Origin of the sequence: Hymenobacter sp. 5317J-9 (genome assembly GCF_022921075.1) — a bacterium.
Taxonomy (GTDB): domain Bacteria; phylum Bacteroidota; class Bacteroidia; order Cytophagales; family Hymenobacteraceae; genus Hymenobacter.
In genome coordinates, this window is record NZ_CP095050.1 from 590,856 (window position 1) to 616,412 (window position 25,557).

Genomic DNA, 25,557 nt, shown 5'->3' on the forward strand with positions numbered 1-25,557 from the left:
CCAACCCATGAACCTCAAAACCAAGATTACCGCCGGCTTTTTGGCCTTGCTGCTGCTCGTCGTAGCGCTGGGCGGCTACGCTTTCTACTCCGTGCGGCGCCTGGAAACCAGCTCGCGCGGCATTTTGAAAGCCAATTTTTACTCCGTGGAGCTAGGCCAGCAGATGTTGCAGGCCCTGGACCGGCTGCAAACCCAGCCCGCCGATGCCGATGGACTGGCCCGGTTTCAATCGGGCCTGACCCGGGAGCTGGCCAACATCACCGAGCCCGGCGAGCAGCAGCTCGTGGACAGCCTGGCGGCCCGCTTTGCCGGGTACCAGCGCCAGGCAAATGAGCCAGCCCTGGAGCAGTTGCGAGCCGGCACCCACCGCATGATTCGCCTAAACACGGCCGCCCTGACCCGAAAAAATGAGCGCGCCAACCTCGCGGCCACCCAGGCCGGGCGCTACATGCTGGCGTTTATAACACTGGCCGTACTCATTGCCCTCATGTTCGTGCTGAGCGTGCCGGAAGCGGCGGTGGCCCCGTTGCGCAAGCTCACCCTGAGCTTGGAACACGCCGCCAACCAGGACTTCGATGCCACCATTCCCATTGAGAGCAACGACGAGTTTGGGCGCGTGGGCCGGGCATTCAATCGGATGCTGGCCGAGCTGAGCGAATTCCGCAGTTCGACCACGGCCGACCTGCTGCTGGAACGCAACCGCGCCCGCAGCATCGTGAACGGGCTGGACGAGGGCCTGCTGCTGCTGGACGAAAACCGCCGCATCATCCTGGCCAATCCCGTGCTTTGCGAGCTGCTGGACCTGTCCGTGACCCAGCTCGTGAACCGGTCCGCGGCCGAGGTAGCCCGCGAAAACGACCTGCTGCGCACCCTGCTTGCCCCGCTCGACGCGCCCCGCCGCGAGCAGGCCCTGGCCGCCGCGCCGCTGCTCAATATTCCGCAAAACGGAGAGGAGGCCTTTTATCGGCTGGCGGTGCAGGATTTGGTGTCGTTCAACGAGGCCAGTGGCAAGACCGAATTTGTGGGTCAGATTCTGACCCTGCGCAACGTGTCAGACTTTAAAAAGCTCGACCAAGTGAAGTCGAATTTCTTGGCCACGGTGTCGCACGAGTTGAAAACCCCGCTCTCCAGCATCAACATGAGCCTGAAAGTGTTGGCCGATGAGCGGGTGGATGCCCAGGAGCGGCAGCGGGTGCTGGGCGGCATCGGGCGCGAAACCCAACGCCTGCTGCGCATCGTGAGCGAACTACTTGACGTGTCACGCCTCGACACCGGGGCCGGCATTCAGCTCAACTTTGCGGCCACGCCGCTGCCGGCCGTGGTGCAGTTTGCCGCCGCCACGGTGCAGCCCCAACTCGACAACAAGCACCTAACGCTGGTGCAGGAACTGCCCGAGGGCCTGCCCACCGTGCGCGCCGACGTGGAAAAAACCACCTGGGTACTCATCAACCTCTTGGCTAACGCCATCCGCTATTCGCCCGCTGGCGAGCCGTTAACCGTGCGCGCCGCCCGCGTGGGCAAGTTCGTGCAAGTGACGGTGCAAGACCGCGGCCCCGGCATCGCGACCGAAAACCACGAAAAGATTTTCCAACGCTTTGCCCAGATTCCCGACAAGTCGGGCTACAAGGGCGGCTCGGGACTGGGGCTCAGCATTGCCCGCGAATTCATCACCACCCAGGGCGGGCGGTTATGGGTCGAGAGCGAACTAGGCAGTGGCAGTGCTTTTTGCTTCACGCTGCCCATCTCGGCCTAGCCCCCATCGAAGTGTCGGAATTGGGTCTTCCCGCTGTTTCCGAAGACACAGAGAGGCATTTGGCTGGAAGTGGAAGGGCCCAATTACTAAGCCTTGAAGCAGGGCCGTTGCGTGCTCAAAAGCGGCGCGTAGCAGGATGCTTTTGGTGAGAAATGATGGAATAAGGTGCCATCTTCTTCGGCCCGGGGCTGCGCGGAGCGTGCCAAAACGCAAGACAATGGTAATATTTCCTTGAGGCGTGTGGTGCGTAAGGATTACTCCCACTTGCTTCAATACCGACACCGTTACCCGGTCAAACAATGTGTCGCATTGACTGGGCCAGTTGCCCCAAGTTTCTTATTGGCCGCATTCAGACGGTGGGGGAGGGGCATGGCTCGGAGGCTATTATCTTAGCTAATTCGACTTCCATTGACTTTGTGCAGTGCCGTCTCAGCTTCCTGCTGCTCATCCTTGGCAAATAGCATCTCGGTTGCGTACTTACATTGCCACTCTTTGAGCTTCCGCTTCTTAAACACAGTTTCGCATTCAAGTTCTAGAAGTCTTCTGCGTATTTCCTGTTTCTCCGCGTTCCAATACTTTGGGTGCAAGCGTAAGAAGTATAGAAATAAAGAGAATTACCCTAAACCAAATTCACTGCTGGATGCCAGTCGTTTCTGCCATCGTACAGCACTCTAATATCGGAGTGCTCTATCACTAGTAGGTCATAAGCCAGCCGTATGAAAGAGCACCTCCCTGTCGACACGCCCCTGTTGGTGGGGGCTGGGGGGTGGCCGGAAACGCGACGTCCCCGGGCCGCTGGCGAAAGCGGCCCGGGGACGGGCGGTAAAAAGGTTGGCGGCGACCGACTCTCCCACCGGTGAAGGCAGTACCATAGGCGCACCGGGGCTTAACGGCTCTGTTCGGAATGGGAAGAGGTGAACACCCGGGCTAAAGCCACCATTGCTGGCGGGGGTTGCGCGTGTTCTGGTTCCCGCTCGCGCGGGACGCAACCCTCAATAACTCGACGCAAGGGGACAAAAACGAACCGCGGCGCCCGCGGCTTGACGAAATATGAGCGAAGCCCTCGGCCACTTAGTACGGCTCAGCTGTTCTGTTTCCAGTTGTTCACCTGCCGCCTATCCACGTCGTCATCTCCGACGGGCCTTCAATTGGGAAATCTCATCTCCAGGGGAGTTTCGCACTTAGATGCTTTCAGCGCTTATCTCGTCCCAGCGTAGCTACCCGGCGCTGCACCTGGCGGTACAACCGGCGCACCAGCGGCTGGTCCATCCCGGTCCTCTCGTACTAAGGACAGGTCCTGTCAAATTTCCAACGCCCACCACAGATAGGGACCGAACTGTCTCACGACGTTCTGAACCCAGCTCGCGTGCCACTTTAATCGGCGAACAGCCGAACCCTTGGGACCTTCTCCAGCCCCAGGACGTGACGAGCCGACATCGAGGTGCCAAACCTCCCCGTCGATATGAGCTCTTGGGGGAGATCAGCCTGTTATCCCCGGCGTACCTTTTATCCTTTGAGCGATGGCCCTTCCATGCGGAACCACCGGATCACTATATCCGTCTTTCGACCCTGCTCGGCTAGTCGGCCTCACAGTCAAGCCCGCTTCTGCTATTGCGCTCTGCGTCCGGTTACCAAGCGGACTGAGCGGACCTTTGAAAGCCTCCGATACTCTTTTGGAGGCGACCACCCCAGTCAAACTACCCAGCAGCCACTGTCTCCCGGGATTCCGGGATTAGGCAGCAGGCACAGTAAGGGCGGTATTTCAACGTCGGCTCCCCGAGAACTAGCGTCCCCGGCTCAGCGCCTCCCGCCTATGCTACACATACTGAACCCACCACCAATGGCAACCTATAGTAAAGGTGCACGGGGTCTTTCCGTCCCGTGGCGGGTACTCGGCATCTTCACCGAGACTACAATTTCACCGAGCTCACGGCTGAGACAGCGCCCAGATCGTTACACCATTCGTGCAGGTCGGAACTTACCCGACAAGGAATTTCGCTACCTTAGGACCGTTATAGTTACGGCCGCCGTTTACCGGGGCTTCGATTCAACGCTTCGCCTTGCGGCTAACGTCCCCTCTTAACCTTCCGGCACCGGGCAGGTGTCAGGCCTTATACGTCCGCTTGCGCGTTAGCAAAGCCATGTGTTTTTGTTAAACAGTCGCCTGGGCCTTTTCACTGCGGCTTCTCTTGTTGCCAAGAGGAAGCGACCCTTCTCCCGAAGTTACAGGTCCATTTTGCCGAGTTCCTTGGCCGTGATTCACTCGAGCGCCTCAGGATGCTCTCCTTGACTACCTGTGTCGGTTTGCGGTACGGGTGATAATAGCATTAAAACGCTTAGCAGGTTTTCTTGGCAGTCGGATTAGGCACACTATCCGCGTGAGTCGAAACTCGTGCGGTACTATCAGCTTTCGGCTAGGTGAGCGTACTTAACTACTCTCCCAATACCTACGGCCTTCAACGGGCACTTCCGTCCGCCCGCGGTGCTTTCACTTCTGCGTCACTGCATCACTTGCTATCATCAGTACAGGAATATTAACCTGCTGTCCATCGAGTTCACCGTTCGGCTGCCCCTTAGGTCCCGACTAACCCAGCTCCGATTAGCGTTGAGCTGGAAACCTTAGTCTATCGGCGTGCGGGTTTCGCACCCGCATTATCGTTACTCATGCCTACATATGCTTTTCTCCACGCTCCACCGCGCCTGACGACGCGGCTTCACCGCAAGGAGAATGCTCCCCTACCACGTAGTCATCTTGCAGACTACATCCAAAGCTTCGGTACTAGGTTTGATGCCCGCGTATTATCGATGCCCGGTCGCTCGACCAGTGAGCTGTTACGCACTCTTTAAAGGAATGGCTGCTTCCAAGCCAACCTCCTGGCTGTCAAAGCAACTGGACCTCCTTTGTTCAACTTAACCTAGATTTAGGGACCTTAGCTGTTGGTCTGGGTTCTTTCCCTCTCGGCCGGGGACCTTAGCACCCCAGGCCTCACTGCCGGCTATAGCCAGTGGCATTCGGAGTTCATCAGGATTCGGTAGGCTCTGACACCCCCTAGTCCTATTGGTAGCTCTACCTCCACTGACCTCCACGCCGACGCTGTACCTCAATACATTTCGGGGAGTACGAGCTATTTCTCAGTTTGATTGGCCTTTCACCCCTACCCTCAAGTCATCCAAATCCTTTTCAACGGAAACTGGTTCGGTCCTCCAGTGCCTGTTACGGCACCTTCAACCTGCTCAAGGGTAGCTCACAAAGTTTCGCGTCTACCCCCCCGACTGCGCGCCCTGTTCAGACTCGCTTTCGCTGCGGCTCCGGACCTTGAAGTCCTTAACCTTGCCGGGGAGGAGTAACTCGTAGGCTCATTATGCAAAAGGCACGCTATCAGGCCACAAAAGCCCTCTAACTGCTTGTAAGCACACGGTTTCAGGTTCTTTTCACTCCGGTATTCCCGGTTCTTTTCACCTTTCCCTCACGGTACTAGTTCACTATCGGTGTCTCAGGAGTATGTAGCCTTAGCGGATGGTGCCGCTCGCTTCAGACGGGGTTTCTCCGGCCCCGCCCTACTCAGGGTACCGCTACCGTGCATCAGAAGTGTCGCTTACCGGGCTCTCACCGTCTATGGCCTGCTTTCCCAAGCAGTTCAGCTACCTCGATGCAATCAGATGTCGCGGCCCTACAACCCCGGACTGGCCGTAACCAACCCGGTTTGGGCTCCTCCCCGTTCGCTCGCCACTACTTGGGGAATCATTGTTATTTTCTTTTCCTGCCGGTACTTAGATGTTTCAGTTCCCGGCGTTTGCCACCGCTCGTCAAGCGAGTCGGTTCACGCATCTTCCATGCGCGGGGTTGCCCCATTCGGAAATGCTGGGATTACCGGGTATGTGCCCCTCCCCCAGCCTTATCGCAGCTTATCGCGTCCTTCGTCGCCTCTGAGACCCTAGGCATCCCCCGTGTGCTCTTGCTTACTTCGCTTTCGTGCCCAACGCTTGTTGAACGCCCCACCAGGGGGCCAAGCGCGGCACGGTTCGTTTTTGTTACCCCTTACGTCAAAGAACGTGCGTCACTCTTGTACTTAGTGACATTTGTGAAGGGTAGGAGGGACGCATTTAGCCCAATCTACTCTTCGAGTATTATTTGAATGAAGGAAAAGACGAATGATATAACGGACGTAGCACGCCTAACGACCTCCGGGGTCGGATTGCTCCAGAAAGGAGGTGATCCAGCCGCACCTTCCGGTACGGCTACCTTGTTACGACTTAGCCCTAATTACCTGTTCTACCCTAACCGGCTTCGTTGCGGAGCACCGGCTTCAGGTCTACCAGACTTTCATGGCTTGACGGGCGGTGTGTACAAGGCCCGGGAACGTATTCACCGCGTCATTGCTGATACGCGATTACTAGTGATTCCAGCTTCACGGAGTCGAGTTGCAGACTCCGATCCGAACTGAGAACGGCTTTTCGGGATTGGCGCACCATCGCTGGTTGGCAACCCGCTGTACCGTCCATTGTAGCACGTGTGTAGCCCTAGGCGTAAGGGCCATGATGACCTGACGTCGTCCCCGCCTTCCTCACTGCTTGCGCAGGCAGTCTGGCTAGAGTCCCCACCATTACGTGCTGGCAACTAACCATAGGGGTTGCGCTCGTTGCGGGACTTAACCCAACACCTCACGGCACGAGCTGACGACGGCCATGCAGCACCTTGCTTTGTGTCCCGAAGGAAAGCCTCATCTCTGAGGCGGTCACGCGCATTCTAGCCTAGGTAAGGTTCCTCGCGTATCATCGAATTAAACCACATGCTCCACCACTTGTGCGGGCCCCCGTCAATTCTTTTGAGTTTCACCCTTGCGGGCGTACTCCCCAGGTGGGATACTTAACGCTTTCGCTAAGCCACCGACATTGTATCGCCGGCAGCGAGTATCCATCGTTTACGGCGTGGACTACCAGGGTATCTAATCCTGTTCGCTCCCCACGCTTTCGTGCCTCAGCGTCAGTTACAGTCTAGGCAGCTGCCTTCGCAATCGGGGTTCTGGATGCTATCTATGCATTTCACCGCTACAGCATCCATTCCGCCGCCCTCGTCTGTACTCAAGTTCGCCAGTTTCCAGGGCAGTTCCGTTGTTGAGCAACGGGCTTTCACCCCGGACTTAAAGAACCGCCTACGCACCCTTTAAACCCAATAAATCCGGACAACGCTTGCACCCTCCGTATTACCGCGGCTGCTGGCACGGAGTTAGCCGGTGCTTATTCACCAGGTACCGTCGTCGGAGGACGCATCCCCCTTATTCTTCCCTGGCAAAAGCAGTTTACGACTCAGAAAGCCTTCGTCCTGCACGCGGCATGGCTGGGTCAGGCTCTCGCCCATTGCCCAATATTCCCTACTGCTGCCTCCCGTAGGAGTCGGGCCCGTATCTCAGTGCCCGTGTGGGGGACCAGCCTCTCAGCTCCCCTAGCCATCGTCGCCTTGGTGGGCCGTTACCCCCCCAACTAGCTAATGGCACGCAACCCCATCCTGAACCAATAAATCTTTAACGAAGAGACGATGCCGCCACCTCGTGTCATGCGGTATTAATCCGCCTTTCGGCGGGCTATCCCCCAGTTCAGGGCAGGTTGGTTACGCGTTACGCACCCGTGCGCCACTATCGTATCGCTACGACCGTTCGACTTGCATGTATTAGGCCTGCCGCTAGCGTTCATCCTGAGCCAAGATCAAACTCTCCATTGTAAAATTTCTCTACACCATGGCGAACCATGGCTGATGTCGAGTGCGAATCCGACCCGTGTTGACGAGTTCATGTATTCGTGTTACGCCTGTTTTTTGCCGTGCCCTGCGCATGCAAAGCACGGCTTACCATTTGTCTTTTCCAAACATTCAAAGAACGGTTGCCATGCCCAGTTGGCGCAGCAGTGCGGCTATACTTGGGTAGTATAGCCTAGTGCCTTTTTCTGTTTCCTGCCTGCTTTGTTAAGGCCAGGCGATTGACAGGGTAGGTACTGTTTTAGTTCATGTCCCTAATCTTTTTCGCTTCCGAGTGATGCGCTTTTTGTGATTGGGAGTGCAAAGGTACCAGGAGTTTTTTCAGTTACAATGGCTAGTCGTAAAAAATATTTCCTGTTCGGTAAATCCTGTCTTGTTAGCTGGCATAATGGTCTGAACGGCAGTGGATTTTATTTCGAAGGGACTTTGATTTTTTTTTGAGCTAGCAAAGGTTAGCTGGATATAGTGAGCTTTTAGGCAACTCTTATGTGTGAATGGGGAGATACAATCAATCTGGTTACGCCAACTCCTCCCTATTGGTGCCTTGATGCAAATGAAGTGGCGTGCCGGAAGGTTCTGGATGATGCGAGGACGCTTGTAAGTGGCTGTCGAAGAGTATGAAGTAGACTGAAAGCAGAGAGGGTACTTGGGCTCCTGCCTGTGGGGCAGTCTTTATATAAGCTGTGGGGCGATGGTTTTGTGAGATGTATATGTTGTGAGAAGAATGCAGGGTATGCGTGTGAATCTATTTCTCGGCTTTTGGCCTGAATGCGTTGTGGCCGAGTTAGGGATTCGCTGAGGCCGTTGGCTGGCGTTTTTCAAGCCAAAATGGTCGGGTTATTTCATACACAAAGTTCAGCTTGGGAAGCTCGCCGAAGTAAGCGACTTCCTGCTCTGCCACTTTGCAGGCCCCCAGCCGCTGGATAGCGATTTGTGAGCGCACGTTGCCGGCCCCGATGTGGAAACGCACGGCCTCAACGAATTGAAACAAATAGTCCAGCAGCAATGCCTTCACGGCTAAGTTGATGCCTTTGCCCCACTGCTTGGTCCCAAAGAAGGTGTAGCCGATGAAAATGCTGTTGTCTTCTGATTGGTAATCGTAGATACGGGTGCTGCCCAGCACGGTGCCCGTGGCTTTGTCGACTACTTTGAAGGCGCCGCCGCTTTGTAGGGCGCCTGCGAAAAAGGTGGCGAACACGGGCTGCTGCCACCGGTCACGGTTGGGATGCTGGGCCCAGATGGCGGGGTCGGCGGCCACGGCGTAGAGCGCCGCGAAGTCGGCGGGCTGCAGGGGGAGCAACTGCAGCGTATCGATTTCCAGGGCGGGCTGGAGGGAAAAGGGGGGGCTCATGAGGGGGACAACTGGTGGACAAAGGTGCTGCGCAGCGCCAGCACAGTGCGTGGGCCGTGCACCGAAAATTTGCCAGCACCTTTGCACTTCATTAAGTAAGCGTAGCCCGGGATGAACGCAACAGAGCAGGAAGAACGAGAATATCTGGAAGAAATTAAAGAGAAGCTGACGTTGGCCATTCGGCGCGGTGATGAAGCCGTGCGCCAGCATTCGGAGGAGCTGCGCGAGAAAAAGCAGTACATCCACGAGCACCAGTCGGGCATGGACGAGGCCGACATGGTGGCCGCCGACCAGTCCATCAACCGCATGGCTTTCACGGGCGAGGCGGCCGTGGGCCGCAAGCGCCGATTGATGAAGCTGGTGCAGTCGCCTTACTTCGGCCGCATCGACTTTGCGGCGCGCGGCAGCAAGGAAGCCACGCCGGTCTACATCGGGGTGCATTCCTTTATAGATGAGCGCCAGCGCAAAGGGCTGATTTTTGACTGGCGGGCGCCGATTTCGTCCATGTTCTACGATTTCGAACTGGGGCCGGCTTCCTACAGTACGCCATCTGGCACTATTGAGGGCGCGATTGGGCTAAAGCGGCAGTATAAGATTCGCGACGGGCGCATGGAATTCATGCTCGACAGCGGCGTCAACATTCACGACGACGTGCTGCAGCGCGAACTGGCCAAGTCGTCGGACGACAAGATGAAGAACATCGTGGCGACCATTCAGCGCGACCAGAACGCGGTGATTCGCAACGAAACGGCGTCGGTGATGGTCATTCAGGGCGTGGCGGGCTCGGGCAAAACATCCATTGCGCTGCACCGCATTGCTTTTCTGCTGTACCGCTACCGCGACAGCATTCGGGCCAAGGATGTGCTCATCATCTCACCTAATAAGGTGTTTGCCGACTACATCTCCAACGTGCTGCCCGAGCTGGGCGAGGAGCACCTGCCCGAGCTGGGCATGGAAGAGCTGGCGGCCGACCTGATGGGCAGCCAATTCGGCTTCCAGACGTTTTTTGACCAGGTGTCGGCGCTGCTCGAAAACCACCACCCGGCCTTCATCGAGCGCATTCGGTTCAAGTCCTCGTTTGAGTTTTTGAGCCAGCTGAACCAGTACCTGCTGCACGTCGAAAACCACTATTTCGCGCCCACCGAGTTGCGGGTAGGTAGCACGCGGGTGCCGCAGGCGTTTATTCAAAGCCGGTTCAAGGCCTACCACCGGGTGCCGCTGCTGAAGCGCTTTCCGCTGGTGGCCCAGGACGTGCGCGACCACGTGCGCGACGCCGCTAAACGCAAGCTCACCGGCGGCGAGAAGAATACCATCGGGGAGGCCATCCCACGCATGTTCAAGTTCGCCAGTGCGTTGGAGTTCTACCGGGACTTTTACCGCTGGGTGGGCCGGCCCGAACTGTTCCGCTACGAGCCTGGGCGGAACCTGGAGTACGCCGACGTATTCCCGCTGATTTACCTGCGCATCCGGCTGGAAGGCCTTACGACTTACGACCACGTGAAGCACTTGCTGGTGGACGAGATGCAGGACTACACGCCCGTGCAGTACGCGGTGCTTTCGCGGCTGTTCAGCTGCCGCAAAACCATTCTCGGCGACGTCAGCCAAACGGTGAACCCCTACAGCGCGTCGTCGGCCGAAACCATCGAGCGCGTGTTTCCGCAGGCCGAAGTGGTGCGGCTCTACCGCAGCTACCGCTCTACGATGGAAATTACAGCTTTTGCGCAGCGCATCACGCCCAATCCGAACATCATTCCGCTGGAGCGGCACGGGCCGGAACCTGCCGTGCTGCGCTTCAACAGCCAGGACGAGGAACTGCAGGCCATTAAGCGACTAATGCAGAACTTTGCAAGCTCCGGCAACCAGTCGCTGGGCATCATCTGCAAAACCCTGCGGCAGGCTGAGCAGGCGCATGAAGCTTTGCAAGGCCCTGGCGTGCACCTGCTCACCGACGAGTCCACGACCTTCAAGGAGGGCGTCGTCATCACCACGGCTCACCTGGCCAAGGGGCTGGAATTTGACGAGGTAATTGTGCCTTTTGCCTCGGCCCGCACCTACCGCACGGACGTCGATAAAAGCATGCTTTACGTGGCCTGCACCCGGGCCATGCACCGCCTCACGCTCACGTACTCGGGCGAGGTGGCGACTTTTTTGGCGGATTAACTATTCAGCGTGCATTCCCAGCTAGCGGCTGAGCATGATTTTCCGGGTCTGCGTTGCTCCGCCATCAAACCGGTAGCGCAGCACGTAGAGGCCGGCGGCCAGCTGCGATGGCAACTGCAGCGCCGTGGTGGAACTGCCGGCCGCCACCGGCAATGCGAAGCGGTGGTGTACACGCCCATCAAGCCCCAGCACTTCGCCGCGCAGCTGGCCGGCGCGGCGCGCCTGCGTGGCCAGCATCACGGTGCCGGTAGTGGGGTTGGGAAAGGTGTCGAGCTGTGACTCGGCAGCTTTGGCGGGCTGGGTGCTGCTCACCACGGCCGGGATGTTCAGCGCCCAGACCTGGGCCGAAGTGAGGGTGGCGTTGCCGCCGCGCACGAACATGTCCACGGCGTTGCTGTTGGCGCTGGCCGGGTACATGCGCGTGGCAAACGCGTAGCGGCCGTTGATGAACACCTCCAAGGCCGAGCCGTCGATGAAGATGCGCCACTCGGCGGGCTGGCCGGCGGGCAGGTCCAGAAACTCGGTGATGACGTCGTGCGGCGTGTTGGGATTGGTGGACGACAGGCTGCGGTCGACCACCACCTGGCGCGTCTGGTAGTCGTAGGAAATGCGCGTCTGCTCGTTGCCGCTCGCGCTTTTGCCCAGCACGAACCCCACTTGCTGGGTGGTGGCGCCGGGCTGAACAGTAGCGCGCAGCTCCAGCTGCCAGCCGCTGGCCGTGCCCAGGAAGTTGCGGCCTGTGGCGGTCAGGTTCACGTTGCTGAAGCTGGTGGCACTGCCGCGCAGCTGAGCCAGATTAGGATGCGGGGCTTGGTAGAGGGCGCCGTTTTGCAGGGTCCAGGTGCGGGGCAGGCCGAAGACGTTGGCGTAGCCGTTGGTGTAGGCCGTGGTGCCGGGCACCTGGTCGGGAATGATGCCGATGGCCGTCACGTTGCCGGCCGCGTCGGTGTTCACGGCGGGCGAAAGCAGCGCATTTACCACGTCGAGGTTGCGGGTGTACTGCTGGTCGGGCGTGAACTGGTTGTTGGCAAAATCACCCACCCAATACAGCGCCCGCGCCGGGTTCGAGCCCTGCGGCACCTTGTTCACCAGCAGCAGGCGTTTGGTGCCAAAATCCCAGAAAACGGGCATTTCCCAGAAGATGCCGGAGTTGTCCAGCGCCGGGTCGCCGGTGAATAATTGCCCCACAAACTGCCAGCTCACCAAGTCGGCCGACTGGTACAAAAATGCTGTGCCGGCATCGGCCGGGCTGGCCAGCCCCGAGCCCACCAGCATCTTCCACCCGCCCCCGTCGCGGAAAACGTAGGGGTCGCGGAAGTCGCGGTTGGGCACGCTGGCCGGCGCTCCGGTCACGAGCGGGTTCTGCGGCAGCTTCTGCCAGTTCAGCAGCGGGGCATCAGGCGTGGCCGCGCCGATGCCGGCCTTCACGCCGTCCACGCCGGTGTAGACGATGGTGGGCGTGCCGTTGTTCACCACCACGTGGCCCGACCAGATGCCCACCTGGTCGAAGGAATTGGGCGTGGGCCACAGCGCCACCGGCAACTCTTCCCAGGCCAGCAGGTCACGGCTGCGCAGGTGGCCCCAGTTCAAATTGCCCCAGTACGGCCCGTTGGCGTTGCGCTGGTAGAACAAGTGGTAATACCCGTTGTGGTACACCAGGCCGTGGGCCTCGTTGCACCAGTTGGCGGCCGGGCTGGGGTGGTAGCGGGGCCGCAGGTAGTCGCCGGCAAAGCGGCTGGCCGGAATGCGCAAGTCCGGCGCCGCGGCCGGCGCCCGGTACGCCTGCGCCACCTGCGCGGCCGTGAGGGGCCGGCGCAGCAGCGCCACGTCGTCGAGCACGCCGTTCAGCACGTTGGTGTCGAAATCGCCCACCCGCTCGGTGCGCGGGTATTTGCCCAGGAAAACGGTGGTGGGCTGCCAGCCCACCGGGCCGGGCGCGAAGGTGAAAGCCTGGAGCAGCTGGCCGTTGCGGTAGAGGCTGAGGCGGCCGCGCTGGGTGTTCATGGTCAGGGCCACTTGCTGCCACTGGTTGTGGGCCAGCAGTTGGGTGGTCACGAACCGCTCACGGGCGCTGCCGGCCGACACTTCTGCCACCAGCCGGCCAAACTCGTCCACGCTCAGGGCCAGGCCCTGGCCGGTGGTCGGGTCGCGGTGCGCCCAGATGGCGGCCGGCTTCACGGGGTAAGATTCCAGCGCCAGCCAGGCCGTGAGCGTGAGCGAATCAGACAGAATATTTGTCGGCAACGCCCCCGTAAACCACACCGAATAGCCATCGGTGCGCACGGCCGCGCCGCGGGCGCCCGCCACCGCATCCAGCGCCGGCCGGAAGGTGGGCGACGGGTACGCCTGCTGCGACACCCGCTCCACAATGCGCTTGCCCTGCACGTTGTCGAACGACCAGTGCGCCAGCGTGTCGGATTGGGCGTGCGCGCCCAGCGTGGCCAGCAGCACCGGTAGCGTGGTGCGGGCCAGTTGTTTCAGAAAAGCCGTCATGGAAAGGAGGTTTTGGGTTAGAGCGTGTTGATTTTCAGGCTCGTGATTTCGGCCGCGCCGCCGTCGGCCACCAGGGAAATGCGGCCTTCCTGCTTGGTCGGGAAAACCACGTCGGTGAGCACGTGCGCGCCGTCCTGGGCGAAGACTTCCACCGAGGCCTTATCTACCAGCACGCGCAGCTTCAGGCGGCCGTTGGACAGGGGCACTTTCATGGTTTCGGCGCTGGAAAACTTGGGGTTGAAGGCCACGTTGCCGGATTTGGTCCGGTCCAGGGTCAGGGTTTGCTGGGCCACGTCGTAGCGCAGGGCGGTGGTTTCGCCGGCGCTTTGCAGCACGTTCAGGGTCAGGGTGCGGGCGGTGCCGAGCTTGAGGTCCAGGGTCAGGTCATAAGCAGTGCCTTTGTAGGGCACTTCGTAGGTCTTTGCCACGGTTTTGGCGCTCACGGTGAAGGCCGTTTTCTCGCGGGCGGCGAGCTCGGCCACGGGCTGTTGCACGAGGATGATGTCGTTGCTCACGCGGCGCAGGCTCAACTCGCGCGGCACGGTCATGGCGCTGCGCCAGGGGGCGGTGGGCACGGTGGTGGCGTAGTCCCAGTTGTTCATCCAGCCCAGGAAGATGCGCCGGGCGCCGGTGTTGCCCCAGGTCACGCCGGCGTAGTTGTCGCGGCCGGAGTCTATCCAGCGGGTGCGGGTGTTGCTGGGCGTGAAGGTTTTGCCGTCGAAGTCGCCCACGAAATACTGCGTGGCCGAGCCGCCCTGCGGCCCGCCGGGGTTGATGCTGATGAGCAACACCCAGTGGGTTTTGCCGTCCAGCGTCAGCGGAAACAAATCGGGGCATTCCCACACGCCGCCGTGGCCGCCCAGCTTCTCGCCAAACTCGCTGAGCTTGGTCCAGTCCTTCAGGTTGGGCGAGGCGAAGAAGGTGATGCGGTCCTTGGTGGCCAGCGTCATCACCCAGTGCTTGCTCGGCGCGTGCCAGCTCACCTTGGGGTCGCGAAAATCCTGGACGCCGGGGTTTTTTAGCACCGGGTTGCCGGCGTATTTCGTCCAGGTTTTGCCGGCGTCAAGGCTGTAGGCCAGACTCTGGTTCTGAAAGGTTTTGGTGCCGGCTTTCTCGTCCTTGGGGTCGTGGTGCGTGAAAATGGCCACCAGCGGCACCTGCCTGTTTTTGCCGAAGCCGGAGGTATTCTGCGCATCCACCACGGCCGAGCCCGAGAAAATGTAGCCCAGGCTATCGGGGTAGAGGGCAATGGGTTGCGGCTGCCAGCGCACCAGGTCTTTGCTGGTGGCGTGGCCCCAGTGCATGGGCCCCCACACGTCGCCGGCCGGGTAGTGCTGGAAAAACAAGTGGTATTCGCCCTGGTAGAACACCATGCCGTTGGGGTCGTTCATCCACTTCGCCGCCGGCGTGAAATGAAAGCTGGGCCGGTACTGCGGGGTGGCCGCCGGGGCAGGCGTCTGGGCCCGGGACAGGGCCGGCAACGTCAGCAAAAAGCCCGTTAGCAGCAGGAGGTTTTTCATGCGCGATAATTGAAAAGAAGCGAAAGGGCCCGCGGGCCAAAGTTCCATAAGCGAAGCGCTGCTCCCGACTCCGGGTGCCGCTGGGGCGGCGCATCAAACGGAAGCGGTTCCCGCCGCTTCCGTTCTCACCATGATGCTGTGCCCGGGGTCTGCTAGTCCCACCCAAGGAGCAGACGCTTCGCTATTTTGGGAGAAGAGTTGGAAGGAAATGAATTCGCCAAAACGTCATGCAGAGCGCAGCGAAGCATCTCGCGTGGGGTAGTAATTCTATTGTTGAAAAGAATTAGTGGTGGCAAGCGAGATGCTTCGCTGCGCTCTGCATGACGGTCGGTTAACCGCCGTTTCGGTCGTTTCTACCGATAAAACTGGTTCTGCGTCAGCACGCCGCCGCTGCGGTCGATTTCGTTCTGCGGGATGGGCAGGTACTCGTTTTTATTGGCCGTGAAGCGGAAGGCTGACAGGAAAGGCCGCTTCGGCGTTTCCTGCTGGGCGTAGGTGGTGAGGGTGGCGGCGGCATCGCCGTAGCGCACCAGGTCGTAGAAGCGGTGGCCTTCCATGCACAGCTCCAGGCGGCGCTCCATGCGCAGGGCTTTGCGGGCGTAGGCCTGCGTCCAGCCGGTGGTGGGGTAGGTGCCCACGCGGTAAGTGGCGGCCGGGGCGGCGCCGTTGAGCGTGAGTACGGGCGGCGTGTTGGCGGCGCGGGTGCGAATCTGGTTGATGAGGGCGCGGGCATCCTCCAGGCTGCCGCCCGACTCAATCAGCGCCTCGGCTTTCCACAGCAGCAGGTCCGAATACTTGATGAGCGGGAAATTGAGCGCGCCCAGCGCCCACGGGAAGCCCTGCGCGGCCCGCAGCGGCGAATTCACATAGATGATGTTTTTCTTCTTGGAATAGGGCCCGTAGGTGGCACCTTCCCGAATCCAGTTGTTGCCGTACACCTCGCTGCGGAAGTCCTTCCAGGTGATGCCGGGCCGGCCGATGGCGTGGTCCAGGCGCGGGTCAACGGGCACGGTGGTGGCGCTGGGCGAGAGGTCAGAATTATTGAAGGTGTCGAGCAGCGGCAGGCCGGCGGCGTCCACTTTGAAGGCGTTCACCAGGTTCTGGCTGGGGCGGTGGAAGTGGTCGCCGCCGCCGTAAGCCGGGCCGGGAGGCGAGGTCAGCAGGTCGCCCCAGTTCAGCAGGCCGCTGGTGGTGGAGCCGTCGGTCACGGTGGTTTCCACCGCGAAAATGTTCTCGCCGCCGTGCTCCACGTTGGGGTCCGAGTACAGGGCTTCGAGGTTGGCTTGCAGGCGGTACTGGCCGGAGTTGATGACCTGGTCGGCGGCGGCAATGGTTTCGGCCCACTTGCGCTGGTAGAGGTTCACCTTGGCCAGGTAGGCGTAGGCCACGAACTTGTTCACGCGGCCCAGGTCGGTCTGGGTGGGCGGCAGCACCAGCGCGGCGGCCGTCAGGTCGTCGCTGATTTTCTGCCAGAGCTGCTCCGAGCTCAGCGTGTTGGCCACCTTGCCTTCCTGGCCTTCCACCACGCTCTCGTCGAGGTAGGGGAAGGTGTAGAAGTGGCGCTTCAGCTCGAAGTAGTAGTGGGCGCGCAGCACGCGCACCTCGGCAATGCGGGTGGCCTTCTCGGGGAAGCCGGCGTCGGGCACGCTGTTCAACGATTTTAGGGCCTTGTTGCAGCGGGCCACGGCGAAGTACAGAGCGCGCCACTTGCGCTCAATCAGCGAGTTGTCGGGCGCGATGATGCCCAGCTCCAGGCTGTTGAGCTCGCCCAGGTCGCCGGTGCCGCCGCCGCCTTTGTAGGCGTCGTCGGAGCGCACGTCGGAGTAGCTCCAGTTGGAGGCGGGGTTGAAAATCGTTTCAATCGGGCCGTTGTACACGCCGTCGAGCAGGGCGTAGGAAGCCACCACCAGCGCTTCGGCGGCGGTTTTGTTGGTGAGGTCGCCGGAGCTGAGCGAGCCTTTGGGATATTGCTCCAGGATGTCTTCTTTGCAAGCCGTCGCGGCGCAGGCCAGCAGCAGGCACATTACTATCTTTTTCATGGTCGTGGGCGGGTTTGGCGAAGGGTTAGAAAGTGACATTGGCGCCCACCGTCAGCGACTTGGAGTGCGGGTAGGCGGTTTGGCGCAGCACGCCGGTTTCCAGGGTGCCGCCGTTCAGCACCTCGTAGTCGAGGCCCTTGAAGGAGGTGAAATTGAGCAGGTTCTGGCCCTGCACGTAGAAGCGCACCCGCGACAGCCCGCTGAGTTTGCCCGTGAGGGACTGCGGCAGCGAGTAGCCCAGCACCAGCGACTTCAGCCGCAGGTAGCTACCCTTGCTGATGAAGTAGCTCGAGGCCCGCAGCTCGTCGTTGGTGTTGATGGTGGTGAGGGCCGGAATGTTCGAATCGGGGTTCTGGGCCGAGAAAGCGGTGAGCAGGCCCGTGCCGTGATTGGAGTTGAAGTACAGGAAATCGGTGTTCGACTTGTTGAAGTCGTAGATGTCGTTGCCCACCGAAGCGTCCCAGAACGCGGCCAAATCGAACCCCTTGTAGCCGGCCGTCAGGTTCAGGCCCAGGGTGTAGTCGGGGAAGGGGCTGCCGATGTACTGGCGGTCCTTCACGTCAATCACGCCGTCGCCGTTCAGGTCCTTATAGCGGATGCGGCCGATGGCCTTGCCAGGCTGGTCGGCGTGGGCCGTCACCTCCTCGGTGCTGCGGAACAGGCCGTCGGCCACGTAGCCGTAGAAGGCGCCCAACGGCTGGCCCGGCGCAATGCGCGACACCCCGCCGATGATTTCGCTCTTGCCGTCTTCGCCCAGGGCAATGACTTCGTTGCGGATGTGGGTGAAGTTGAAATCGGCCCCATACTGGAAGGCGTTTTCGGCCTTGCTGCGGTAGCTCAGAATCATTTCCAGGCCGCGGTTGCGCACGCTGCCGGCGTTGATGAACGGGGCCGCGCCCTCGCCGTAGGTGGCCAGCAGCACGGGGTTCACCAGCAGGTCTTTGGTGTTCTTCACGAAGTAGTCGGCGGTCAACGTCAGGCGGTTATCGAGCGCGCCGAGGTCGATGCCGAAGTTGAGCTGCTCGGCCGTTTCCCACTTGATGTTCTGGTTGCCAATCTGGGTGGTGATGAAGCCCAGGCGGGCCGCGCCGTTGCCGCCGGCCAGGTCGTAGTTCGAGAAGTCGGGGCGCGAGGCGTAGAACGTGGCGGCCGTGTAATCGCCGATTTCCTGGTTGCCGTTGCGGCCCCACGAGGCGCGGAATTTCAGGTCCGTGAGGTAGCCGTTGTCTTTCAAAAACGACTCGTTGATGGCGCGCCAGGCCGCCGAGAAGGCCGGAAACACCGCGTGGCGGTTGGCAGGCCCGAAGCGCGAGGAGGCATCGCGCCGCACCGTGGCCGACAGCAGATACGTCTCCCGAAAACCGTAATCCAGGCGCGCAAACTGCGAAATCAGCGCGTTTTCAGCCCCGCCGCCGTGGGCGCTCTGCACGGTGCTGCCCGCGTCGAGGTAGCGGAAATCGGGCGTTTCGAGGAAGAAGCCCTTGGCGCGGGCGTCGAAGGCCTCGAAGCGGTTGTGAATGCGCTCGTAGCCCAGCAGGGCCTGCACGCTGTGCTTGCCGCTGGTCCAGTTGTAGTTCAGCGTGCTGGTGTAGATGGTGTTGAGGGCCTGGAACTGCGACTCGGTCAGGAAATTGTCGGTGGTGATGAAGCGGCCTTCGGTGAAGCGCGGCTCGAAGTTTTTGAAGCGGAAAAAGTTGGCGTCCACGCCCACCGAGTTGTTCCAGGTCAGGCCTTTCACCAGCTTCAGGTTGGCAAATACGTTGCCGAAGGTGCGCCAGGTATTCTTGCGGTTGTCGCGGGCCCGGTACAGCTGCCCCAGCGGGCTCAGCCGGTCGCCCAGGTTTTTCACCGGCCCGCCAAAGTTGCCTGCGTTGTCATACAGCGGAATGATGGGGTTCTGATACAGAATGGACTCCAGGGTGCGGCCCTCGGGGTTGTCCACGCGGCCGAAGTTGGACACCAGCAGGTTTTCGCCCACCGTCAGGCGGTCGGCTAGGTTGAAGCTGGTATTCACCCGGGCCGTAATGCGCTGGAAATCGGTGTACTTGGCCAGGCCTTCCTCGCGGTTGTAGTTCAGGCCCAGAAAGAAGGTTGACTGCTCGCTGGCCTTGCTGATGCCCACGTTGTAGTTCTGGTTTTGGGCAGGGCGGTACACCTCCTTCTGGTAGTCCACGTCGCCGGCCGGAATGGTCTTGGCATCGTCCAGAAACTGCGGCACCACGGCGTTGGGGCCGGCGCCGTACACGTCGTCGCGCTGGGGCAGGCCGTCGTTTTTCAGCCCCTGAAATAGCACGTCGCCGTACTGCTGGGCGTTGAGCATGTCGAGGTGGTTGCGGCGGGTTTTGGTGCCGTAGTAGGCGTCCAAGGTCACCTGCACCCTCTGCGACTTGCCCTTTTTGGTCGTAATCAAAATCACGCCGTTGCTGGAGCGCGCCCCGTAAATGGAAGCCGCCGCCGCGTCTTTCAGCACCTGAAACGTCTCAATGTCAAACGGATTCAGCCCGTCGATGTTGGGCGCGGGCACGCCGTCCACCACGTACAGCGGCGAGTTGTTGTTGATGCTGCCCAGGCCGCGGATGTTGATGCTGGTGTTGGAGCCGGGCGCGCCGTCGGTCGACACCGTCACGCCGGGCAGGCGCCCCTGGATGCTGGTGAGCAGGTTGGCGTTGGTTTCCTTCAGCGCCTGGCTCACGTCGAGCACGGCGATGGAGCCGGTCAAATCGGCCTTGCGCTTGGTTTGGTAGCCCACCACCACCACCTCGTCCAGGGCCCGGGTGTCGGCGGCCAGGGTGAGGTTGAGCGGGCTGCCGCTGGTGGCCGGCACCTCCTGCGTTTTCATGCCAATCGATGAAAACACGAGCGTGGCATTGGGCTGCACGCCCAGCGAATACGCGCCGCTGACATCGGAAGTGGTGCCGTTGTTGGTGCCTTTTTCGAGCACCGTCACGCCGGGCAGGCCGCTGCCGTCGGCGGCCGTCACGCGCCCGCTCACCGGCACGGTGCCTTGCGCGGCGGCGCTGAGAATCAATCCCAGCCACAGCAGCAGGGAGAAGTATACGTTTTTCATGAGTGTGGGAATTTGGGGGTGTTTGTTTTAAAGGGTCACGGGTTGCGCCATCAGCGCCCGGATGTCGTGTTCGCGCAGGGGCGGCGTGGCGCCTTGGTGGGTGGCCACCACCGCGCCGGCCGCGCAGGCAAAGCGCAGGGCCTCGGCGGGGGCGTCGTGCTGCAGCAGGCCGCGCAACAGGGCCGCCAGAAAGGAGTCGCCGCTGCCAATGGTGTCCTTCACTTCCACCGGAAAGCCGGGGCTGCGGAAGAACTCGCCGCCGGTGTAGAGCACCGCGCCCTGCTCGCCGCAGGTCACGCACAGGGTTTGGAGGGCGTAGCGGCGGGCCAGGTTCAGCATGGCCATTTCCAGGTCTTCGGGGGCTTCGTACCAGCCGGCCAGCAGGTCCAACTCGTGGTGGTTGAGCTTCACGAGGTCGGCCGTGGCGAGCAGGCGCTCCAAGGTGGGCTGGTCGTAGTGCGGGGCGCGCAGGTTCACGTCGAACACCCGCAGCGGCGCCCGCTCCAGCAGCCGAAACAGCGTCTCGGCCGTGGTGGGGCTGCGCGCGGCCAGGCTGCCGTACACGAACACGTCGGCCTGGTCCACGGCGGCCTCGGTGGCTTCGTCGTACTGAATGTAGTCCCAGGCCACGGGCTGCACTATCTTGTACACCACCTCGTTGCGGTCGCCCACGTTGGCCTTCACCACGCCCGTGAGGTGGGAGTGGCCGCGCTGAATGAGGTCGGTGCTCAGGCCCTGGGTTTCCACGAAGGCCAGCAGCTCCTGGCCCAGCTGGTCGTCGCCCACGCGGCTCACGATGCGCGGCTGCAGGCCGAGGTTGCGCAGGTGCACGGCCACGTTCATGGGCGCCCCGCCGGGCTGCTTGCCGGTGGGCAGCACGTCCCACAGCATCTCGCCAAAACAAATGATGGAATGGTCCATTTGGGAGTAGGAATTGGGTTTAGGCCGTCATGCAGAGCGCAGCGAAGCATCTCGCATGTGGTAGTAATTCAATCGATTGATTTAGTTGAGCAAGCGAGATGCTTCGCTGCGCTCTGCATGACGGGCAAATAGAATGCGGCTAGTGGGCAAACACCGCGCGCTCCACTTTTTCCAGTGAGGTGCCCTTGGTTTCGGGCATCACTTTCCAGGCAAAAAGCAGCTGCAGCACCATCATGGCCGAGAAGAATAGGAACACCGTGCCGCCCCCCAGGTAGGCCGCCACCGACGGGAAGCTGAAGGCCACCACGGCCGCCATCAGCCAGTGCGTGAGGCTGCCCAGGGCCTGGCCGCTGGCCCGCACCTCGTTGGGGAAAATTTCGGAGATGAACACCCAAATCACGGCGCCCTGCGAGAAGGCGAAGAAGGCGATGTACACGAACAGCAGCGCTGGCACCGTGAAGCCCGCAAAATCCTGCGTGTAGAAGGCCCGCGCCACCAGCCCCAGCGTGGCAATCAGCCCCACCGAGCCCACCAGCATCAGCTTGCGCCGGCCAAACCGGTCGATAACCTGCAAGGCCAACAGCGTGAATACCAGGTTTATCAGCCCGATGCCGGCCGAGGAAAGCAGGGCCGAGCTTTTGCCCAAACCCGTCATCTCGAAAATGCGCGGGGCGTAGTAGATGATGGCGTTGATGCCCGATACCTGGTTGAAAATGGCAAACAGCACGGCCAGTGTGACGGGCCGCCGGTACTGGCCCGAAAACAGGCGCGGCCGGGCTTCGGTGAGGGCGGCGCTTTGCGAAACCAGCAGGTTTTCAATGGTCTGGTCGGCCGTGGCGGGATTGATGATGGCGAAGATGCGCCGGGCTTCCTCCACCATTCCGCGCTTGAGCAGCAGCCAGCGCGGGCTTTCCGGGATGTTGAGGACGGTGACGAGGAACACCGCGGCCGGTGCGGCCTGCACGCCCAGCATCCAGCGCCAGGCGTTCGGGCCCAGGTCGCGCAGCAGGTAGTTCGACAGGTAGGCCACGAGGATGCCGAACACGATGTTGAACTGGAACATGGCTACCATTTTGCCGCGGGTTTCGGCCGGCGCAATCTCCGTGATGTAGAGCGGCGCGGCCACCGACGACGCCCCCACGCCCACGCCGCCCAGGAAGCGGAACACCAGGAACAGGCTCCAGTCGTGGGCCAGGGCCGTGCCCAGGGCCGAGAAGAAGTACGCCAGCGCAATCCAGAACAGCGTCTTGCGGCGCCCGAGGCGGTCGGCCGGGAAGCCGCCGAACATCGAGCCCAGGATGGTGCCGAACAAGGCGATGGAAACCGTGAGCCCCTGCTGGAAGGAGTTGAGGTGCCAGTAGTCCTGCAGCGTCTGCTCGACGCCCGAGATAACGGCCGTGTCGAAGCCGAATAAGAAGCCGCCCAGGGCGGCGGTGATGGACCAGAAAAAGAGGCTGCGGGTACGACTCATCGGGCTAGCGTGGATAGGTTGGCTGGGAATTGAATGAGCCAAAAGTATCCGGGCCGCTAGCCCTGGGGCGTCTGAATTTGATTCAAATGCTTTTAAAAGCGAATGAAATCGTAAGAGTCAAAATAACAGTGATTTATTGTTAGGGCTGACGAGCGAATTTTCAAAATTGTTACCTGCTTTTTAAGAAACGGCGTCGGTTTTGACGGGGCGCCGGTACTCGCTCGGGGTCTGCTGCAATCGTTGCCGGAACAGGGTCGAGAAGTAGGAGGCCGAGTTGAACCCGGTGGCGAAGGCGATTTCCGCAATCGTTTGGGATGAGTCGCGCAGCAAGACCTTGGCTTTGTTCAGGCGCACGTCGGTGATGTAGTCGGTCACGTTCGTTTGCAGCAGGGCCTGCACCTTGCGGTAGAGCTGCACCCGCGACATGGCCAGCGCCTGCGCCAGCTGCTCCACGCTGAACTCCGGGTCGGCATAATTGGCCTCGATGATGGCCGTGAGCTCGTTCAGGAATTGCTTTTCGCTGGTGTTTTCGCCCGCAAACAAAAACGACGAGCTGAAGCGCCGCTGCACCTTGGCCCGATTGGCAAACAGCGTCTTCACCGTCTGCACCAGGTAGTCGGTGCTGAAGGGCTTGGTCAGGTAGGCGTCGGCGCCGGCCTTGCTGCCCTCAATCTTGTCCTGAATCTGGCCCTTGGCCGTGAGCAGTACCACCGGAATGTGGCTGGTGCGGAAGTCGGCCTTCACTTGCTGAGTGAGGACAAACCCACTGTTGCCGGGCAGCATCACGTCGCACACCATCAGGTCGGGCACGGTTTCGAGCAGGGCGCGCCAGCCGTCCTCGGCGCTCTCGCAGGCCGTCACGGCAAACTCGGCGCCTAGCTTGTCCACCAGGTAGTTGCGCAGCTCGGCGTTGTCTTCGATGAGCAGCACGGTGATGCGGTCGGTGGCCGGCTCGGGCGCGGGGGCGCTGGCCGGGGCGGGCAGGCGGGGCTCATCCACGTAGGCGCGCTGGCGGGCTTGGTGCTGGGCCAGCTCGGTCAGGCGCTCGTCGGGGCCGAGGTGGGCGTCGCCCAGCGGCAGGCGCAGCGTGAACGTGGTGCCCGCGCCCACCGCCGACTGCACCGCCAGCTGCCCGTGGTGCAGGTGGGCAAACTCACGCGACAGCGCCATGCCCAGGCCCGCGCCCAGGCTATACTTCTTTTGCCCGCTATAGAAAAGGTCGAAGGCGCGTTCCTGCTCCTCGGGGCTCATGCCGGCGCCGCTGTCGGCCAGGGCAATGTGCACCTCGCCGTCCGCCACACTCAGGCTGCCGTGGATGAAGCCGCCATCCGGCGTGTATTTGAAGGCGTTGGACAGCAGGTTGAACAGAATCTTATCCAGCTTGTGCTCATCAAACCACAGCGGCAGCGCGGGCACGCTGGCCGTAAACTGCAGGTCGATGCGGTGGTGCTGGGCCTGCTGCCGGAAGTCCTCAAATATTTCGCGCACGAAGGCCACCACGTCCTGCTCAGCGGCCTGCAGGGCCAGCTTGCCGGCGTCGAGCTTGCGCAAGTCCAGCATCTGGTTCACGAGGCGCAGCAGGCGGTGGGCATTTTTGCGCACCAGCCCCAGCCCGGCCCGGATGTCGCGCTGCGACATGGCCTTCTGGCTCAGCAGGTCCTCGGCCGGGGTCAGTATCAAACTCAGCGGCGTTTTCAGCTCGTGCGAGATGTAGGAATAGAAGCGCAGCTTTTCCTCGGTGGCCTGGCGGGCCTTCTCGGTGGCTTCTTCCAGCTTGCTTTTCTGCTCGATAATCTGGCGGTTGCGCTGGCGCAGCTTCTTGTTCACGGCCAGCTTCTGGCGCATCAGGTAGTAGGCCCACACGCCCAGCGCTACCGCCACGGCCAGGCACATGAGCGTGATGATGAGCGTGTTGCGCTGCGTAGCGTAAGTGTTATTCAGCAGGCCAATGCGGCTGTTGAGCTGCTCGATGTTGCGCTGCTGGTCGGTAAGCTTGTCGCTCTGGGCCTTGAGGGCCTGCACGTTGGAGCGGTCAATCTGGAAGGAGCTGAGCGCATACTCGCGCCGCACAGCCTTGCCCCCCAGAATGCGCGCCGCCACCCGAATGGCCTCCTCGCCGCCGGTGGGGTAGAGGAAGGTGGCCGTGAGCGTGCCGTCGAGCACCATTTGCAGGCCGCCCCGCGGGCCCGGCAGGCCGTCGATGCCGGCGAACAGGCGCGGGCCGGGCAGGCCGTGCTGGCGGCACACTTCGCGCACGCCCTGGGCCATCACGTCGTTGTGAGCAAACACCAAGTCAGCGGTTTGCAGGGCGGCCAGGTGGGCGGCGGCCACGGCTTTGGCGGTGTCCTTCTCCCATTGCCCGCGCAACTGCTCCGTAATCTGCACGCCGGGAAACCGGGCCAAGGCCGCCACGAAGCCCTGGTGCCGTTCCTGGGCCGGCGAGGAGCTTTGCCGGCCCCACACTTCTACCACCCGGCCGCGCCCGCTCAGGACCTTGGCCGCCCATTCGCCCGCCATGCGGCCAATCTCGGTGTTGTTGCCGCCGATGTAGGTGTTGTAGGAATCGGCAGTGATTTTGCGGTCGAGCACCACCACCGGCGTGCCCTGCCGAAACACCTTTTCCACCGCCGCCGAAATCGGGGCCGACTCGTTGGGCGACACGATGAGCAGGTCGATGTGCTCGGCCTGCAGCTGCCGTATCTGCTCAATCTGGCGGCGGGTGTCGTTGCCGGCGTCGCGATACACCAGCTCCAGCTCGGGGTGCAGCGACAGCTCGCGCCGCATGCCGCTGAGCATGGTTTGGCGCCACAAATCGCCGCCGGTGCACTGCGAGAAACCCACGCGGTATGTTTTGCCGTGCTCCGCGGCCTGGCAGCCGGCCAGCAGCACGCTCGCAACCAGGACCAGCAAGCTGGCCCGCCACACGGCAAAACGGGAAAAAACCACGGACATGCAGCGCAATTGGAAAGGATTGAGCCGTTGAATTTCGTCAAAAACGACTACTTCACGGCGCCTTCGGAAAGGGCCATA

At 61.3% G+C, this 25,557-nt stretch carries 10 protein-coding genes and 3 rRNA genes; 2 read left to right on the top strand and 11 right to left on the bottom strand.

Annotated features, from left to right (window positions below):
* Nucleotides 1-7 precede the first annotated feature (7 nt).
* Nucleotides 8-1,753, top strand: coding sequence for an ATP-binding protein (locus MUN81_RS02420; protein ID WP_245114803.1), 1,746 nt, complete (start codon nt 8-10; stop codon nt 1,751-1,753).
* A gap of 829 nt (nt 1,754-2,582) precedes the next feature.
* Here MUN81_RS02420 and rrf read toward each other — a convergent pair.
* The 4 genes from rrf to MUN81_RS02440 all read right to left on the bottom strand — a co-directional run bounded on the left by rrf (nt 2,583) and on the right by MUN81_RS02440 (nt 8,856).
* Nucleotides 2,583-2,694, bottom strand: a 5S ribosomal RNA gene (gene rrf, locus MUN81_RS02425).
* 110 nt (nt 2,695-2,804) lie between these two features.
* A 23S ribosomal RNA gene (locus MUN81_RS02430) occupies nt 2,805-5,723 on the bottom strand.
* Between the two features lie 235 nt (nt 5,724-5,958).
* A 16S ribosomal RNA gene (locus MUN81_RS02435) occupies nt 5,959-7,472 on the bottom strand.
* The 16S, 23S and 5S rRNA genes sit together here, the layout of an rRNA operon.
* Nucleotides 7,473-8,289: 817 nt before the next feature.
* Nucleotides 8,290-8,856: a GNAT family N-acetyltransferase gene (locus tag MUN81_RS02440; RefSeq protein ID WP_245114804.1), complete on the bottom strand. Its 567-nt coding sequence runs from the start codon at nt 8,854-8,856 to the stop codon at nt 8,290-8,292.
* 111 nt (nt 8,857-8,967) lie between these two features.
* Here MUN81_RS02440 and MUN81_RS02445 point away from each other — a divergent pair, with 111 nt between their 5' ends.
* Nucleotides 8,968-11,016, top strand: coding sequence for a 3'-5' exonuclease (locus MUN81_RS02445; protein ID WP_245114805.1), 2,049 nt, complete (start codon nt 8,968-8,970; stop codon nt 11,014-11,016).
* 21 nt (nt 11,017-11,037) lie between these two features.
* Here MUN81_RS02445 and MUN81_RS02450 read toward each other — a convergent pair whose 3' ends face one another.
* The 7 genes from MUN81_RS02450 to MUN81_RS02480 all read right to left on the bottom strand — a co-directional run bounded on the left by MUN81_RS02450 (nt 11,038) and on the right by MUN81_RS02480 (nt 25,479).
* Nucleotides 11,038-13,509: a GH32 C-terminal domain-containing protein gene (locus MUN81_RS02450; protein WP_245114806.1), complete on the bottom strand. Its 2,472-nt coding sequence runs from the start codon at nt 13,507-13,509 to the stop codon at nt 11,038-11,040.
* Between the two features lie 17 nt (nt 13,510-13,526).
* Entirely contained in the window at nt 13,527-15,029 is a 1,503-nt protein-coding gene (locus MUN81_RS02455) for a glycoside hydrolase family 32 protein (protein ID WP_245114807.1), read from the bottom strand.
* 353 nt (nt 15,030-15,382) lie between these two features.
* The gene (locus MUN81_RS02460; protein ID WP_245114808.1) at nt 15,383-17,068 is read right to left on the bottom strand and encodes a RagB/SusD family nutrient uptake outer membrane protein; all 1,686 of its coding nucleotides are present in this window, start codon (nt 17,066-17,068) and stop codon (nt 15,383-15,385) included.
* A gap of 25 nt (nt 17,069-17,093) precedes the next feature.
* Nucleotides 17,094-20,135: a TonB-dependent receptor gene (locus MUN81_RS02465; protein WP_245114809.1), complete on the bottom strand. Its 3,042-nt coding sequence runs from the start codon at nt 20,133-20,135 to the stop codon at nt 17,094-17,096.
* Nucleotides 20,136-20,162: 27 nt separating this feature from the next.
* Nucleotides 20,163-21,056, bottom strand: a complete 894-nt coding sequence (locus tag MUN81_RS02470) for a carbohydrate kinase (protein WP_245114810.1) — start codon at nt 21,054-21,056, stop codon at nt 20,163-20,165.
* 139 nt (nt 21,057-21,195) lie between these two features.
* On the bottom strand, nt 21,196-22,527 hold the full coding sequence (locus MUN81_RS02475; RefSeq protein WP_245114811.1) for a sugar porter family MFS transporter: 1,332 nt from the start codon (nt 22,525-22,527) through the stop codon (nt 21,196-21,198).
* Nucleotides 22,528-22,707: 180 nt separating this feature from the next.
* Nucleotides 22,708-25,479: a substrate-binding domain-containing protein gene (locus MUN81_RS02480; RefSeq protein WP_245114812.1), complete on the bottom strand. Its 2,772-nt coding sequence runs from the start codon at nt 25,477-25,479 to the stop codon at nt 22,708-22,710.
* Nucleotides 25,480-25,557: the final 78 nt, after the last annotated feature.